This window comes from Streptomyces sp. NPDC089799 (genome assembly GCF_040684755.1).
In the GTDB taxonomy this organism is placed as follows: domain Bacteria; phylum Actinomycetota; class Actinomycetes; order Streptomycetales; family Streptomycetaceae; genus Streptomyces.
In genome coordinates this window covers 124,944-139,449 of sequence record NZ_JBFBGR010000011.1, presented here as the reverse complement: position 1 = coordinate 139,449, position 14,506 = coordinate 124,944, and the positions used below count along the sequence as shown (strand labels likewise).

Sequence of the window (14,506 nt, the reverse complement as noted above, 5' to 3'; positions counted from 1 at the left end):
CTGCCCTTCGGCAGAGGGCCGGCGGTCCGTCCTCCACCCTCCGGCAGAGGTCAGCCGGCCAGGCCCGCCCGATGGGCGAGCAGCGCCGCCTGGACCCGGCTGGCCGTGCCCGTCTTGTCGAGGACCGCTCCGACGTGCGTCTTGACCGTGCCGATCCCGATGCCGAGCCGCACGGCGATGTCCTGGTTGGACAGGCCTTCGCCGAGCATCGACAGGACCTCCCGCTCGCGGCCGGTGAGCCGGGCGATCCGTTCGTCCTCGGGCCCGGCTCCGGCTCCGGCCGCGTTCCGCTCACCGCCGCGCAGCATCCGGGCGATGACCGTCCCGGTGACGCCGGGCGAGAGCACCGCGTCCCCCACGGCGGCCGCCCGTACCGCGCTGATCAGTTCCTGCGGGCCCTCGTCCTTCAGCAGGAAGCCCGCGGCGCCCTCCCGCAGGGCCCGGAGCACGTTCTCCTCGTCGCCGAAGGTCGTCAGCATCACCACCCGCGGCGCCGGGTCGAGGGCGAGCAGCGGCGCGATGGCCGCCAGCCCGTCGCACACGGGCATCCGGATGTCCACCAGCGCCACGTCGGGACGGTGGGCGGCCGCCTCGGCCACCGCCTGCCGGCCGTCGGCGGCCTCGGCGACCACGTCGATGCCCTCGGCGTGCCGGAGGATCAGCCGGACACCGGCCCGGATCATCTCCTCGTCGTCGGCCAGCAGGACACGGATCGGAGCGGCGGGGCGGGTCACGGTGTCTCCCAGGGTGTGGTGTCCCGGACCGACGGGACGGCGAACCGGTCGATGGAGATGAGGCGGTGGGCGTCGTCGAAGCAGTAGCGGGCGACGAACAGGGCGCCGGGGACCTTCTCGGTGGCGCCGTTGAAGGGGTAGATGCAGCCGGCCGTCCCGGCGGGCCGGGGCGGCTCGCGCCTGGCGGCGGCGGCCCGGACCGCGGCGTTGTCCAGGACGCCGGTGCCCTCGACCTCCTCGTACGTCATGCCGATGCGGGGCAGCGGGGGCGGCCCGGACGGCTGCTGCGGGAGGGAGGCGTACACGAAGGTGATCCCCAGGACCATCAGCAGGCACAGGCCCACCAGTCCCGAGGCGAGGGTGAGCGCCTCGACCGTCCGGCGTCCGGCCGGAGCCGTCTCCCGGTCCGCGGCGTGGTACCGCACCGGAGGACCGGCCGTGGCGGCATGACCGACGGGATCGGCGCGACCGGCGGCACCGGCACCGGCTGGACCGGCGGCACCGGCGGCACCGGCATGGTCATCGGCATCGGCAGGGCGACCGGCACCGGCATCGGCGGGATCGGTGGCACCGGCACCGGCAGGGCCACCGGCATCGGCATCCGCATCGGCGTCGAGGTCGGCATCGGTATCGGCGCGGGCCGGGAAGCCGTGCGGCCCGGCGGCCGGAGCGGCGCCGGGTTCGCCCGGCAGGACGGCGTCCAGCCGGAACCCTCCGCCCGGCAGCGGCCCGGCGGTGAACGTGCCGCCGAGCAGCTCCACCCGTTCCCGGAGCCCGGCCAGTCCGCGCCCGGTGCCGAGGCCCGTGTCCGGGCCGGGGGAGGGGGCGGGCACCGGCCCGGGCCCCGTTCCCGGCGCCGGCGCCCTCGGCGGGGCGCCGTTCCGGACCGTGACCCGGATGCCGGTGAGGTCGTGCCGGACGTCGACCCCGACGTGCGAGAGGGCGGCGTACCGGTGCACGTTGGTCAGGCCCTCCCGCACCACCCGGTGGACCGCGCGGCGCACTCCGGCCGGGCGGCCGTCGAGGTCCGGGCCCGTCCAGTCGAGGCGTACGGCGATGCCGCCCGCGCGGGACTCCGCCACCAGCGCCTCGACGTCGGCACGGGTGCCGGTCGCGTCGGTGAGCACCTCCGGTCCGGTGTCCCGGCCGAGCGGACCGAGCACCCCGAGCGCCTGCCGCAGCTCGCGCATCGCGTCCCGGGTGGTGCGCCGCACCAGCACGGCCTCCCCGCTCAGCTCGGGGGCGGCCCGCTCCAGGGCCAGCTCCAGCCCGCCGGCGTGCAGCGAGATCAGGCTGAGCCGGTGGCCCACCAGGTCGTGCATCTCGGCGGCGATCCTGGACCGCTCGTGGATGCGGGCCTCGCTCTCGGCGAGCCTGCGGGCCCGTTCCGCCGCGTCCCCGCGCTCGCGCAGGGCCTGCATCAGGCGCCCCTGCTGTCCGTACGCGGTGCCGGCCAGGCCGGGGACGATCACCACGGCCGGCACCAGTACGAGCCCCAGGGCCAACCCGTACGGCACCGGTCCCGGCCCCGTCCACGGCGCGCCGACCGCCGCGGCCACCACCAGGAGGACCGCGGCCGCGGTGAGCAGCCGGGTCCGCACCCGGGAAGCGGCCGTCCGCCGGGCCACGGTGTACGCGGCCGCCGCCGTGACGGGTCCGGCACAGGGCGCCAGGCCGGTCAGCACGGCGAGGGTGAGCAGCACCGGCGCGGGGAAGCGGGTGCGCAGGGGGAAGAGCGCGCCGGCGGCGAGGAGCGCGGCCGCCTGGAAGCGGGGGTGCGGCAGCTGATCCAGATGCCCGGCCACCGCGTACACGCCGAGGCCCGCGAGCAGCACCCCGGCCGTCCCGGCCGCGCCGCTCACCGCCGGACGGCGGGTCCTCCCCGGGGGAGGACGAAAGCGGGCGTAACGGCGGAAGGGGCTGATGGGTGGCACGAGCACCAGTATCGGCATCGGACGGCGGCCGGCCCTGCGCCTTGGGGAGGATCCCCGGCTATGCCGGAAGGCAGAGGCCGGGCGAGGGCGGGCCGACGGCCAGGACGGGCTGATGCCCGGGGCGGGCCGATGCCCGGGTGGGCAGAGCGCGAGTGGCGGGCCGGTGGCGCATGGCGGGCTAATGGGAAGACGACCTCCCCGAAGGACGGAGCTGATCACGGTGCTGATCACGGTGCTGAGCAGGTGTGGCGGGCACTCCGCCCTGTCGAGGGGGGCCGTGGCCGGGGCGATGCTCGTCGCCGGCCTGGCGACCGCCGTGCTGCGCGGCGGCCCGGTCAACGCGGCCACCGGCCCGGCGGACGATGCGAACGGCAAGGTCACGGTCGTGTACGAGGACGACACGATCAAGCCGGAGGACCGGCACGCCGTGGACGTGGTCCGGAAGTCCCGCGTCCTGGAGCGGACGGCCGACTGGGTGAACTCCACCGTCGCCCTCCCGCACGACATGGTCGTGAAGGTCACCGGCAAGGTCCCGCCGGGAGTCACCGACGCGGTCACCCAGCCCGACGGCCGGACGATCTACATGACCGCGTCCTTCCTGACCGAGCTCCGGGGTGCCCTCGCCGACGTGGCCAAGAACGTCAAACGGCCGGCCGCCTTCCCCGCGGACGAGTACAACGCGGACGACCTGACCGCGCTGTCGACCCGGTTCGTCTTCGGCCACGAGATGGGCCACGCCCTCCAGCGCCAGCTCATGCTGCCCAACCTCGGCCTCGAAGAGGACGCCGCCGACGGGTTCGCGTCGTTCCAGACCGTCAACACGGCCGGAGCGAGCCCCTCGCTGGCCGCTGCGCTGCTCTTCGACGAGATCGCCCGCAAGGAGGGCGAGCTGACGCTGGAGGGACTGTCGAGCGACCATCCCGTCACCCAGCAACGGGTCTTCAACTTCCTCTGCTACCTGGAAGGCAGCGACCCGAAGAAGTACGAAGGTCCGCTGGTCGGTGCCGGCTACCTGCCGAAGACCCGTGCCCCGCTGTGTCCGCAGGCGTGGGCGATGCTGGACCACGGCTGGTGGTCCCAGCTCCGGCCCCACTTCCGCGAGGCGTTCAGGAAGCAGGGTGATCAGGAGCAGGCCGCTGCCCGCGCCCGGCTGATCACGGAGACGGAGGCCTTCGCGAAGCAGCTCGACGAGCTCCGCAGCCGGCAGTCAAGCCCCTGACGGCCCCTGACGACCTCCCGAACAGCCGGGCGTGCGGTCACGAGCTCCTCAGGACGACGAGCTGCCGGGTCGCCCGCGTCATCGCCACATAGCGGTCGACCGCCCCGCCCACGCCCTCGCCGAAGGCCTCCGGGTCCACGAGGACGACCAGGTCGAACTCCAGGCCCTTCGACAGCGCGGGGGTCAGGGACCGGACGCGCGGCCGCGCCCGGAACGCCGGGCCGCCGATCACACAGGCAGTGCCCTCGTCGTGCTCGGCCAGCCACCCGTCGAGGATCGCGTCCAGCTCGTCCACGGACCCGTGGACGACGGGAACGCCGCCCGCGCGGATGGACACCGGGACGTTGGCGTCCGGGATCGCGGCCCGGATGACCGGCTCGGCCTCCGCCATGACCTCTTCCGGCGTGCGGTAGTTGATGCTCAGGGAGGCCACCTCGATCCGGTCGAGCCCCACCCGCTCCAGCCGTTCCCGCCACGACTCGGTGAACCCGTCCCGGGCCTGGGCGCGGTCGCCGACGATCGTGAAGCTGCGGGACGGGCAGCGGAGCAGCAGCATCTGCCATTCCGCGTCGGTCAGTTCCTGGGCCTCGTCCACGACGACGTGTGCGAACGGGCCGGCCAGCAGGTCCGGTTCGACCCGGGGCAGCGCGTTCCCGTCGATCAGGCTGTCCTGCAGGTCCCTCCCGTGCAGCATCGTCACCGCACCCTCGCCGTCGTCGTCGGCCGCGAGCACGTTGTCGATGACACCGGCCAGACGCTCGCGTTCGGCGGCGACGGCCGCCCGGCGCCGGCGCGCCCGCCGGGCCGCCTCCGGGTCGCCGAGCCGCTGGCGGGCCGCGTCCAGGAGCGGCAGGTCGGACACCGTCCACGCCTGCGCTTCGGCGCGCCGCAGCGTCCGGACCTCGTCGGGAGTCAGCCACGGAGCGCACAGCCGCAGGTAGGCGGGCACCGACCACAGGTCGCCGACCAGATCGGCCGCCTCGATCAGCGGCCATGCCCCGTTGAGCGCCGAGACCAGTTCCCCGTCGTGTTCCAGCACCTTCCGGAACCGGTCGGCCGGGACGCCTTCGCCGTGCTTGTCCAGCAGGATCGTCAGCAGCTCCTCCCAGATCTGCTCGCGGGCCTCGTTGTGCGGCGTCCCGGGTTCGGGCGCTTCGAACGCCTCCGCCCAGTCGTCGGCGGTCAGCCGCACCTCGGACCACGGGGTGGTGACCGTCATCCCCTCGGTGGGCGGGGTCTCGTAGAACCTGACGGCCGTCTCGACCGCCCGCACCATGTCCGCGGACGACTTCAGCCGGGCCGCCTCCGGATCGCTCTCGGCCACGGCCGAGGTCCCCTCGGCCACCAGGTCCCGCACGGTGCAGGTCTGTACGCCCTCCTCGCCGAGACTGGGCAACACGTCGGCGACGTAGGAGAGGTAGGGCTGGTGCGGGCCGACGAACAGGACGCCGCCCCGGCGGTGGCCGAGCCGCGGGTCGGAGTAGAGGAGGTAGGCGGAGCGGTGCAGGGCGACCACGGTCTTGCCCGTACCCGGTCCGCCGTCGACGACGAGCGCGCCCCGGGAACCGGCCCGGATGACGGCGTCCTGGTCGGACTGGATGGTGGTGAGCACATCACGCATCCGGGGCGAGCGGCTGCTGCCCAGACTGGCGATGAAGGCCGACTGGTCGTCGAGGGCGGCGTGCTGCTCCAGCCCCTCGGCGGTGAACACCTCGTCCCAGTAGTCGCTGATCCGGCCGGCGGTCCAGCGGTACCGGCGGCGGCTCGCCAGCCCCATGGGGTTGGCGTGGGTGGCTGCGAAGAACGGCTCGGCGGCGGGAGAGCGCCAGTCGAGCAGCAGACGGCGCCCCTCGCTGTCGGTCAGCCCGAGCCGCCCCACGTACACGGGCTCGGGATCGTCCTCGCCGACGATGTGTCCCAGGCACAGGTCCAGGCCGAAACGGCGCAGGGCACGCAGGCGACCGGTCAGCCGGTGGATCTCCATGTCGCGCTCCATCGCCTGTCGGCCGACGCCGCCGGGGGCCCTCCGTTCGGCGTCCAGGCGCTCGGACAGTTCGGCGATCGAGGCCTCCAGGCTCTCCGCGATCGCGGCGAAGTGCCGCTCGTCCGAGGCGATCAGGGCCGGCTCCGCCTTGGCGGAGAGGCGGTCGGGCAGGGCGAACGCGGTGGTGGTCAGAGGCTTCATGATCGAGGATTCTGCGGCACCGGGGGGCCCTTGCCACAAGCCCCCCGGTGCGCTATAAGTTGAGAGTGGAAAGAGGTGGGTCGTCCCTCTCCACTCCCGCACCGGCCGCTCGGCCGGTCTTTTCGTTTCAGGACACCGTTCGTTTCAGGACACCAGGGGCGCGTCCTGGAGTTCCGTCAGCCGTACGGTCGTCAGGCCGCCGCGCTGCGTCTTCACGTCCGTCACCTTCAGCTGCGTACCCGGCGCGAGGATGAACTCCTCCTCGTGCGTGAACGCCGAGAAGTCGCGGATGCCCACCGCCCGCACCGGAACCACCTCGAACAGCGTGCGCTTGCCCCGGCTCCCGAGGAAGGCCCGCGCCACCCCGAGCTCGGGCGTGCACGAGGACACGCCCCACCAGGTCACCGTCCGGCCGAGCGGGTACTGGGAGCGCAGGTCCAGGGACACGCCGCGCCACAGCGATTCCGTACGCGCGGGAAGCTCCGACATCGCCGAGAACAGCAGCCGGAGGTAGGGCAGATAGGGAACCACCCTGGACCGGTCTGGGGAACGCAGTACGGCGTTGATCTCGCGGTAGAACGCGGACTCGCAGGTGTAGAGGTGGAGCGCGGCGATCGCCTCCGCCGACGGGCCCCCCGCCGCAGCCGCGTCCGCCCGCCGCTTCCCGAACTCGTGCGAGCGCAGGACGTGTCCGTCCAGCCCGGACAGCAGCCGGGCGACCGGCTCGACGGCGTCCTGGAAGTCCATCAGCGGGGTGTCGAACACGCCCGTGATCTCCGGGAGGACGAGTCCCTCGTCCTTGACGCTCGCGAGCCGCTCCAGGTACAGCTGGTGCAGCTCCATCGTGGACGCGATGAACGAGCCCATGCGCGCGGCGACGTCACCGTCCGGGCCGGCGCTCTCCGCCGCCGCCTCGTTCCACCCCTTGCCGGGCAGCCAGTCGATCGGGTCGGTGCCCAGCGACGCCAGGGCGTCGTTCACCATCGCGAAGTGGTCGCCCTCGCAGAAGATGTCGCCCTGGGCCGCCGGGTTGGGGTGGTCGATGTGCCGGACCTCGACGCCGGGGTACTTCTTCTGGAGCCGCAGCACGACCCGCTTCAGGTTCCGCGCGTGGGCCCCCCACCAGGCGAAGACCACACCGCGCTCCTCCTCGGCGGCGTCCTGCTTGGCCCTGAGGATCTCCTCGACGATGCGCTCCGCGACCGGGCGCCAGAACGCGGTGTGCCGGTCGGCCCCCATGGAGCCGTCGGCGCTGGCGGTGAGCGAGGCGTTCAGCAGCAGCACGCCCTGCGTGAGCATCGCCTGGAACCACTCCGGCGGCTGGACGGTGTCCCGCTCCTTCAGCAGCTTGCGGACGTCGGCGATCGGCGTCTTCTTGGGGATGCCGTACTTCCACATCGCCGCGGCCTTGATGATGCAGCGGATGCTCACCACCCGGCCGAACTGGCTGTCCTTCCAGTCGTGGAAGGTGTTGTCGAACATGGCGATGCCGGTGGCGCTCTCCGGCCGCGGGTACGGGTTCTGGCCGAACACCACCACCTTCCACTTGTGCGGCGGGTGGGGCTTCAGCGCCTGGAAGGTGAGTTCGCGGACGGGAACGACATCGGGGCCGCGGCCCGGGCCGATGAAGGTGTCCGCCTCCGCCTGAGCCTCGATGGCCGACTTCAGCAGCGGGAGCCAGGGCTCGCCGCCGCCCTTGAACAGGTCGGTGAGGGCGAGGGGGTCGTTCGGGTCGTACGCGGAAGGGGAGCCGGCAGTGCTGTCGGTGTCGCTCATGGTTCGGGTACTCCGAAGGATCACGCCGCGGCCCGGAACGGGGACACGGCTGTGGCGAGAGTGGTCCACGGCGCCCCGGCGAAGGCCGTGGACGGCGGAAACGGACCCGGAGGAACCATGCGGCGGGGCGGGTGGGCACACGTCGCCGGAGGTTCGCTCGTCCGGGATCCGGCGGCAGGCTAACACCGGTCGACAGCCCTGGCAATCATGACGGCCGATCAGGGATCGCTGCAGGCAGGGGCGTTGTCAGTGGTGGCCGCTAGCGTTTTTCCCGGTGGGCGGAACCCGTGATGACAGGAGCCGAATCATGATCGTGAACCGTGTACAGCCGCCGCTCAGGGTGGTCCTGACGGACGTCGGCGCCAGGGTGGTGGAGTCGTGGCGGGCGGCGTTCGCGGACACTCCCGGGATCGAGATCCGCAAGGGTTCGATCCTTGGCGTGGAGGCCGACGCGTGGGTCAGTCCGACGAATTCCCGCGGCCGGATGGACGGGGGCGTGGACGCGGTGATCAAGCGCCATCTCGGCGCCGGCATCCAGCTCCGCGTGCAGCGGGCCATCCGGGACGGCTTCGCGGGCAGCCTGCCCGTGGGCAGTGCGGTGTGCGTTCCCTCGGGGGCGGTCAACCCGAAGTTCCTGATCTCGACGCCGACGATGGAGACGTCATCGGAGAACGTGAGCGAGACGCTGAACGTGGCCCTGGCGTGCGCCGCCGCCTTCCAGGCGGTCCACCGGCAGAACGAGGAGACGCCGGGCAGCATCGGTTCGGTGGCGCTGGTCGGCATGGGCGCCCAGACCGGACGGGTGCCGGCGCGGGTGTGCGCCAACCTGATGTGGACGGGCTACACCCTCTTCAACGACCACCGCTTCGAGGACTACGACGAACTGCGGAGCACCGTCCTCGCGCAGCTCCACGACATAGACGAGGTGCCCGCAGAGACCCGGATACGCGTCGCGCCGCCCACGCGCGGGGCCACCCGGCGCTGACGCCCCCTGGCCGTAGCGTGGCCCGGTCCGCCCGGTGGCCCGGTACGGGCCACCGGAGGGGAAGCGGCGGGGGGAAAGAGACGGGGAAGGGACGAGCGAAGGTGGGGCGGGGCGGGTCAGGCGCCGCTGGCGTCCAGCATGGCCTCGCGCTCGACGATCTTCACACGCTCACGGCCCTGCGGCTCACCCAGCGCCTTCTCGGCCGCGTCCAGGCGGTGCCAGCCCTCCCAGGTCGTGTAGCGCACGCCGCGCTCGGCGAGGAAGGCGTCGACGGCCTCCGGCTGCGGCGAGGAGGGCGTGAGCAGCCGGCCCTCGGCGTGGTCGGCCAGCAGGTTGGCCACGGTCTCGTTGGCGTCGCCCTTGGTGTGCCCGATCAGACCGATGGGGCCGCGCCGGATCCAGCCGGTGACGTACGTCGACGCCAGGTGCCGGCCCGCCTCGACCACCCGGCCGCCCTCGTCCGGGACCGTGCCCGACTCGACGTCCCAGGGGAGCTTGGGCAGCTCGTCGGAGAGGTAGCCCACGGCGCGGTACACCGCCTGGACGTCCCAGGTCGTGAACTCGCCGGTGCCCTTGACTCCGCCGGTGCCGTCGAGCGCGGTGCGCTCGGTGCGCAGGCCCGTGACCCTGCCGTCCTCGCCGATGATCTCGGCCGGGGACTCGAAGAAGTGGAGGAACAGCTTGTGCGGGCGCTCGCCGATGTCGCGTATCGCCCAGTTCTCCAGGGTCTTGGCCACCATGTCGGCCTGCTTGTTGGAGCGGCGCGTGCTGATGGAGCCCTCGTCGTAGTCGATGTCCTCGGGGTTGACGATGACCTCGATGTTGGGGGAGTGGTCGAGCTCGCGCAGCTCCATCGGGCTGAACTTGGCCTGGGCCGGGCCGCGGCGCCCGAAGACGTGCACCTCCAGGGCCTTGTTTGCCTTGAGGCCGTCGTACACGTTCGGCGGGATCTCGGTGGGCAGCAGCTCGTCGGCCGTCTTCGCGAGGATGCGCGCCACGTCGAGGGCGACGTTGCCGACGCCCAGCACCGCCACCTTCTCCGCCTCCAGCGGCCAGGTGCGCGGCACGTCCGGGTGGCCGTCGTACCAGGAGACGAAGTCGGCCGCACCGTAGGAGCCGTCCAGGCCGATGCCGGGGATGTCCAGCGCGCGGTCGGCGGTGGCACCCGTCGAGAAGACCACGGCGTCGTAGAAGGAGCGGAGGTCGTCGAGCGAGACGTCCGTGGGGTAGTCGACGTTGCCGAAGAGGCGCACCTGCGGCTTGTCGAGCACCTGGTGCAGCGCGGTGATGATGCCCTTGATCCGCGGATGGTCCGGCGCGACGCCGTAGCGGATCAGGCCGAAGGGCGCCGGCATCCGCTCGAAGACGTCGATGGACACACCGGGTTCGGTGGCAGCCTCGGACTTGAGCAGCGCGTCTGCGGCGTAGATACCCGCGGGTCCGGCACCGACGATCGCTACGCGCAGGGGGCGAGGCATGACTGGTTCCCTTCGGACGTCAAGGACGTGATCAAGACGAACCCTAAACTAAGGCTTACCTAACTCGATACCCGCCTCTTCTTTATGACCTCATAAGCGCGACTTATGGGCCGGACGGGTGGACCGGCCGGTGCCGCGCCCCCGGGCGCCGCGCCCCGCCCCTGCCGATGCACTCTCATGGACTGCGGCCGGCCCGGCGGTTCCGTACGACCCCGCCGTGTACCGGCCGCCCCGGAAGCGGCGGGAGGAGACCCGGACCGGCATGAACGACCACGCACGTATCGACGTCCACCAGCACGTCATCCCGCCCGACCGCAGCCGCGCCATCGCCGACCGCGCCGCCGCCCTCGGCTGGCCGGTTCCCGCCTGGGACCGGCAGGGCGCGCTCGCGATGATGGACCGCCGCTCGATCGCCACCGGCATCCTCTCCTACGCCGCTCCCCTCGCCGCCCCCGACGACCCCGAGGGGGCCCGCAGCACCGCCCGCGCCGTGAACGAGTTCACCGCCGAGCTCGTCAAGGACCGGCCCGACCGCTTCGGGAACTTCGCCGTCCTCCCCCTGCCGGACGTCGACGCGTCGCTCGACGAGGCCGTCCACGCCCTGGACGAACTGGACGCCGACGGCGTGATGGTCCTCTCCAACGCCCAGGGGCGCTACCTCGGCGACCCCGCGTTCGAGCCGCTCTGGGCCGAACTGGACGCACGTGCGGCCGTGGTCCTCGTCCACCCCACCGCACCGCCCGGCGCGATGGTCCCCGGCCTGCCCAGCCCGCTGGTTGACTTCCCGTACGACACCGCCCGCACCGCGCTGCACCTGGCCGTCGCCGGAGTCCCGGGCCGGTACCCCCGGCTGAAGATGATCCTTCCCCACGCGGGCGGCTTCCTGCCGTACGCCGCCCACCGCTTCGCGGCCGCCGCCCGGCTGCGTCCGGGCACCACGCCCGAGGACCTCCTGGCCGAACTGCGCCGCTTCTGGTTCGACACCGCCTTCTGCGCGGGCCCCGCCTCGCTGCCCTCGCTCCTCGCCTTCGCCGCCCCCGGACACGTCCTGTACGGCAGCGACTTCCCCATGGTCCCCGAGGACTGGTGCGCCGGCTTCGACGACGGACTGACCGGCTACCCGCACTGGCGGGACGGCGACCTCCACGCCATCCACCGGGGCAACGCCGAACGCATCATCCCGCGCCTCGCCCGCGGCTGACGGCGGACTACGGCGGACATCCGGGGTGTACCTGGGTACACCCCGGTCGGGGCCCTCGGTGCAATGGCCGGAGCGGTGCCGGGCGGCATCGTCGGAGTCATGCGAATGACATCCGTGGACATCAAGGTGACGGCCTCGTTCCTCACCGTCGCCTTCCTGGCGGCCGGCGCGCTGGGAGCCGTACAGCCCATGACGGGCATACCCGTCGAGGTCATCCAGCTGACCCAGTTCGGACCCGCCCTCGGGGTGGGCCTCGCCGCACTGCTGTGGCCGCGCCGGGTACGGGAGTTGCTCACCGGCACCGGCACCGGCACCGGCGGCATCGTGCTCGGCGGCGTGCCCGGCTCCGGCAGCGGCCGCGCCGGACGGGCCGGCCGCGCAGCGCTGCTGATCGCGACCGCACCGCTGGTCATCGCCGTGAGCACGGCCGCGTACGCGGCACTCGGCGGGGACGCGCGGACCGCCGCCACGGACCACCCGCTCGCGCTGATCGCCGCGGCGCAGCTGCTCGGCGCCTGCGGTGAGGAGATCGGCTGGCGCTGCCTCCTGCAGCCGGTGCTCCGCACCCGCTTCGGCCCCCTCACCGCCTCCGTCACGGTCGGCGCGGTGTGGGGCGTCTGGCACGTCCAGGTCTTCGCCCAACACCCCGTGTACGCGGCGGCGTTCCTGACGGCGACGGTATCCATGTCGGTGGTGATGGGCCTGGCCCTCGACGGGGCTCCCTCCCACCGGCTGCTGCTCGCGGGCGGCTTCCACACCCTGGTCAACCTCGGCATGCTGCTCTTCATGGACGAGGAAGCCGGCACGGTGCTGCCCATGGTGCTCTTCGGCGGGTCCTGCCTGACTGCGGCGGCGCTGTGGACCGGGCCGCTCGTACGCCGGGGCCGGGGCCGGAAGCGGGGGCGGCCGGCTCAGACCCCGCCCGCACCGGCTAGGGTCGACACGATCATGGAAGACCTCCGCTGAACCGCGCACCGAGCGCCGCCCCGGTGCCCACCGTCCCGCCGCCCACCGGCCCCCGGCGCACGGGGCCGGTGCGCACCGGGACCGCGCGCACCGGCCCCGTGCGCGTGCGCACCGCGCTGGTCCGCTCCTGCGTCGCCCTCGGCCGGTGCCAGCTGGCGAGCCTGCACGCCCTCGCCGCGTCCGCGGCCGGCTCGCTGGTGGTGCTCGCCGTACTGCTGCTGCCCGTGGGCGCCGGCTTCCTGCTGCTGCCGCCCGCCGCACGGGCCCTGCGCGCGCTCACCGACCGCTCCCGCACCCGCGCCGGGACCTGGACCGGCCTCCGCACCGGCCCGCCCGACCCGCTGCCCGCGGCCGCCGACGCCACCCCCGGCCGGCGGTCCCGCGCCATCCTCGCCGACCAGGGCTTCTGGCGGGATCTGGCGTGGGCCTGGCTGGAACCGGTGACCGGCGGCCTCCTGGTCGCCCTCCCCCTCGCCCTGGTCGAGTACGGGGCGTTCGGCGCGCTCGTGCAGCCCTTCGTCTGGCGGTACCTGGGCGACGGCAACTGGTACGCGTTCGTCCCCGTCCACACCACCGCCACCATGCTCGCCGCCCTGCTGCTGGGTCTCGTCCTCGCCGCCGCAGGGCTGCTCGCGGCACCGGCCGTGCTCCGCCTCCATGCCCGCCTCGGCCGGCGGCTGCTCACGGCACCGCGCACCACCCGCCTCACCCGGCGGATCGAGCGGCTCACCGAGACCCGGGGCCAGGCCCAGGACGCCCTCGCGGCCGAACTGCGGCGCGTCGAAAGGGACCTGCACGACGGTGCGCAGGCCCGGCTGGTCGCCCTGGGCATGACCCTGGACCGGGCCACCCGCCTGCTGGACGCGGATCCGCCGACGGCCCGCGCGCTCCTGCTCGACGTCCGCAGCACGGCCGAACGGGCCCTGCAGGACCTGCGCGACCTGGTCCACGGCATCCACCCGCCGGTCCTCGCCGACCGCGGCCTCGGCGACGCGGTCCGCTCGCTCGCCCTCGACAGCTTCCTCGACGTACACGTCGAGGCCCTGCTGCCCGGCCGCTTCCCGGCACCCGTCGAGTCCGCCGCCTACTTCGCGGTGAGCGAGGCGCTGGCGAACGCCGCCCGGCACTCCGGAGCCCGCGAGGTCCGCATCGACCTGACGTACGGGGACGGGCTGCTGCGCGCCCGCGTCACCGACGACGGCCACGGCGGCGCCGACCCCTCCCGGGGCACCGGACTGTCCGGCGTACGAAGGCGGTTGGGTACCTTCGACGGGACCCTCGCCCTGCACAGCCCGCCGGGCGGACCCACCACCGTGACGATGGAGATTCCGTGCGCGTTGTCCTCGCCGAAGACCTCTTCCTGCTGAGGGACGGGCTGAGCCGCACCCTCCGGGAACACGGCTGCCAGGTCGTCGAGGTGGACAACGGCCCCTCCCTCCGGCGCGCACTGCAGGAGGAGGGGGACGCGGCACCGGACATCGCCGTGGTGGACGTACGGCTCCCGCCCACCTTCACCGACGAGGGCCTGCAGGCAGCGCTGGAGGCCCGCCGCCGCCGGCCCGGCCTGCCCGTCCTGGTCCTGTCCCAGTACGTCGAGCAGCTGTACGCCAACGAACTGCTGGCCGGGGGAGAGGGCGCCGTGGGATACCTCCTCAAGGACCGGGTCACCCACACCGGGCAGTTCGTCGACGCGGTCCGCCGGGTCGCCGCCGGCGGCACCGTGATGGACCCGCAGGTCATCTCCCGGCTCCTGGCGCGCGGGGACGCCCGCGGAACGATCGACGGACTGACCCCGCGCGAACGCCAGGTCCTGGAACTGATGGCGGAGGGCAGGTCCAACGCCGCGATCGCGGCCGGCCTGCACATCAGCGAGAGCGCCGTCGCCAAGCACACGGCCGCCATCTTCACCACGCTCGAGATCGCGCCGTCGGCGGACGACAACCGCAGGGTGCTGGCCGTACTGGCCTACCTCAAGCGCTGACCTGCCGTCCCTGCCGTCCGCCCCGCCCCCGTCCCCCCACGCCGTCC

11 protein-coding genes are annotated in these 14,506 nt (G+C 73.5%); 6 read left to right on the top strand and 5 right to left on the bottom strand.

Annotation, left to right across the window (positions count from 1 at the left end; genetic code table 11):
- Positions 1-50 precede the first annotated feature (50 nt).
- Positions 51-734, bottom strand: coding sequence for a response regulator transcription factor (locus AB0O36_RS14905; protein WP_365109273.1), 684 nt, complete (start codon positions 732-734; stop codon positions 51-53).
- On the bottom strand, positions 731-2,596 hold the full coding sequence (locus tag AB0O36_RS14900; protein WP_365109270.1) for a histidine kinase: 1,866 nt from the start codon (positions 2,594-2,596) through the stop codon (positions 731-733). The genes AB0O36_RS14905 and AB0O36_RS14900 overlap by 4 nt, the downstream gene beginning before the upstream one ends.
- A 253-nt stretch (positions 2,597-2,849) precedes the next feature.
- Here AB0O36_RS14900 and AB0O36_RS14895 point away from each other — a divergent pair, with 253 nt between their 5' ends.
- A complete protein-coding gene (locus AB0O36_RS14895; RefSeq protein ID WP_365109267.1) occupies positions 2,850-3,887 on the top strand; it encodes a DUF4344 domain-containing metallopeptidase in 1,038 nt (345 codons plus the stop codon).
- Positions 3,888-3,924: 37 nt separating this feature from the next.
- Here the strand turns inward: AB0O36_RS14895 and helR are convergent, their stop codons facing one another.
- Both helR and AB0O36_RS14885 read right to left on the bottom strand, forming a co-directional pair.
- The gene (gene helR / locus AB0O36_RS14890) at positions 3,925-6,072 is read right to left on the bottom strand and encodes an RNA polymerase recycling motor ATPase HelR (RefSeq protein WP_365109264.1); all 2,148 of its coding nucleotides are present in this window, start codon (positions 6,070-6,072) and stop codon (positions 3,925-3,927) included.
- Positions 6,073-6,216: 144 nt separating this feature from the next.
- Positions 6,217-7,848, bottom strand: coding sequence for an ADP-ribosyltransferase domain-containing protein (locus AB0O36_RS14885; protein ID WP_365109261.1), 1,632 nt, complete (start codon positions 7,846-7,848; stop codon positions 6,217-6,219).
- 307 nt (positions 7,849-8,155) lie between these two features.
- On the opposite strand from AB0O36_RS14885, the gene AB0O36_RS14880 reads away from it, so the two are divergent.
- A complete protein-coding gene (locus tag AB0O36_RS14880) occupies positions 8,156-8,833 on the top strand; it encodes a macro domain-containing protein (RefSeq protein WP_365109258.1) in 678 nt (225 codons plus the stop codon).
- A gap of 116 nt (positions 8,834-8,949) precedes the next feature.
- Here the strand turns inward: AB0O36_RS14880 and AB0O36_RS14875 are convergent, their stop codons facing one another.
- Positions 8,950-10,311, bottom strand: coding sequence for an FAD-dependent oxidoreductase (locus tag AB0O36_RS14875; protein ID WP_365109256.1), 1,362 nt, complete (start codon positions 10,309-10,311; stop codon positions 8,950-8,952).
- Positions 10,312-10,573: 262 nt separating this feature from the next.
- Between AB0O36_RS14875 and AB0O36_RS14870 the strand changes: the two genes are divergently transcribed.
- The 4 genes from AB0O36_RS14870 to AB0O36_RS14855 all read left to right on the top strand — a co-directional run bounded on the left by AB0O36_RS14870 (position 10,574) and on the right by AB0O36_RS14855 (position 14,459).
- The gene (locus AB0O36_RS14870; RefSeq protein WP_365109253.1) at positions 10,574-11,512 is read left to right on the top strand and encodes an amidohydrolase family protein; all 939 of its coding nucleotides are present in this window, start codon (positions 10,574-10,576) and stop codon (positions 11,510-11,512) included.
- Positions 11,513-11,611: 99 nt separating this feature from the next.
- The gene (locus tag AB0O36_RS14865; protein WP_365109250.1) at positions 11,612-12,478 is read left to right on the top strand and encodes a CPBP family intramembrane glutamic endopeptidase; all 867 of its coding nucleotides are present in this window, start codon (positions 11,612-11,614) and stop codon (positions 12,476-12,478) included.
- Between the two features lie 68 nt (positions 12,479-12,546).
- A complete protein-coding gene (locus AB0O36_RS14860) occupies positions 12,547-13,845 on the top strand; it encodes a sensor domain-containing protein (RefSeq protein ID WP_365109247.1) in 1,299 nt (432 codons plus the stop codon).
- Positions 13,809-14,459, top strand: a complete 651-nt coding sequence (locus AB0O36_RS14855) for a response regulator transcription factor (RefSeq protein WP_365109245.1) — start codon at positions 13,809-13,811, stop codon at positions 14,457-14,459. Before AB0O36_RS14860 ends, AB0O36_RS14855 begins: the two co-directional genes overlap by 37 nt.
- Positions 14,460-14,506 lie beyond the last annotated feature (47 nt).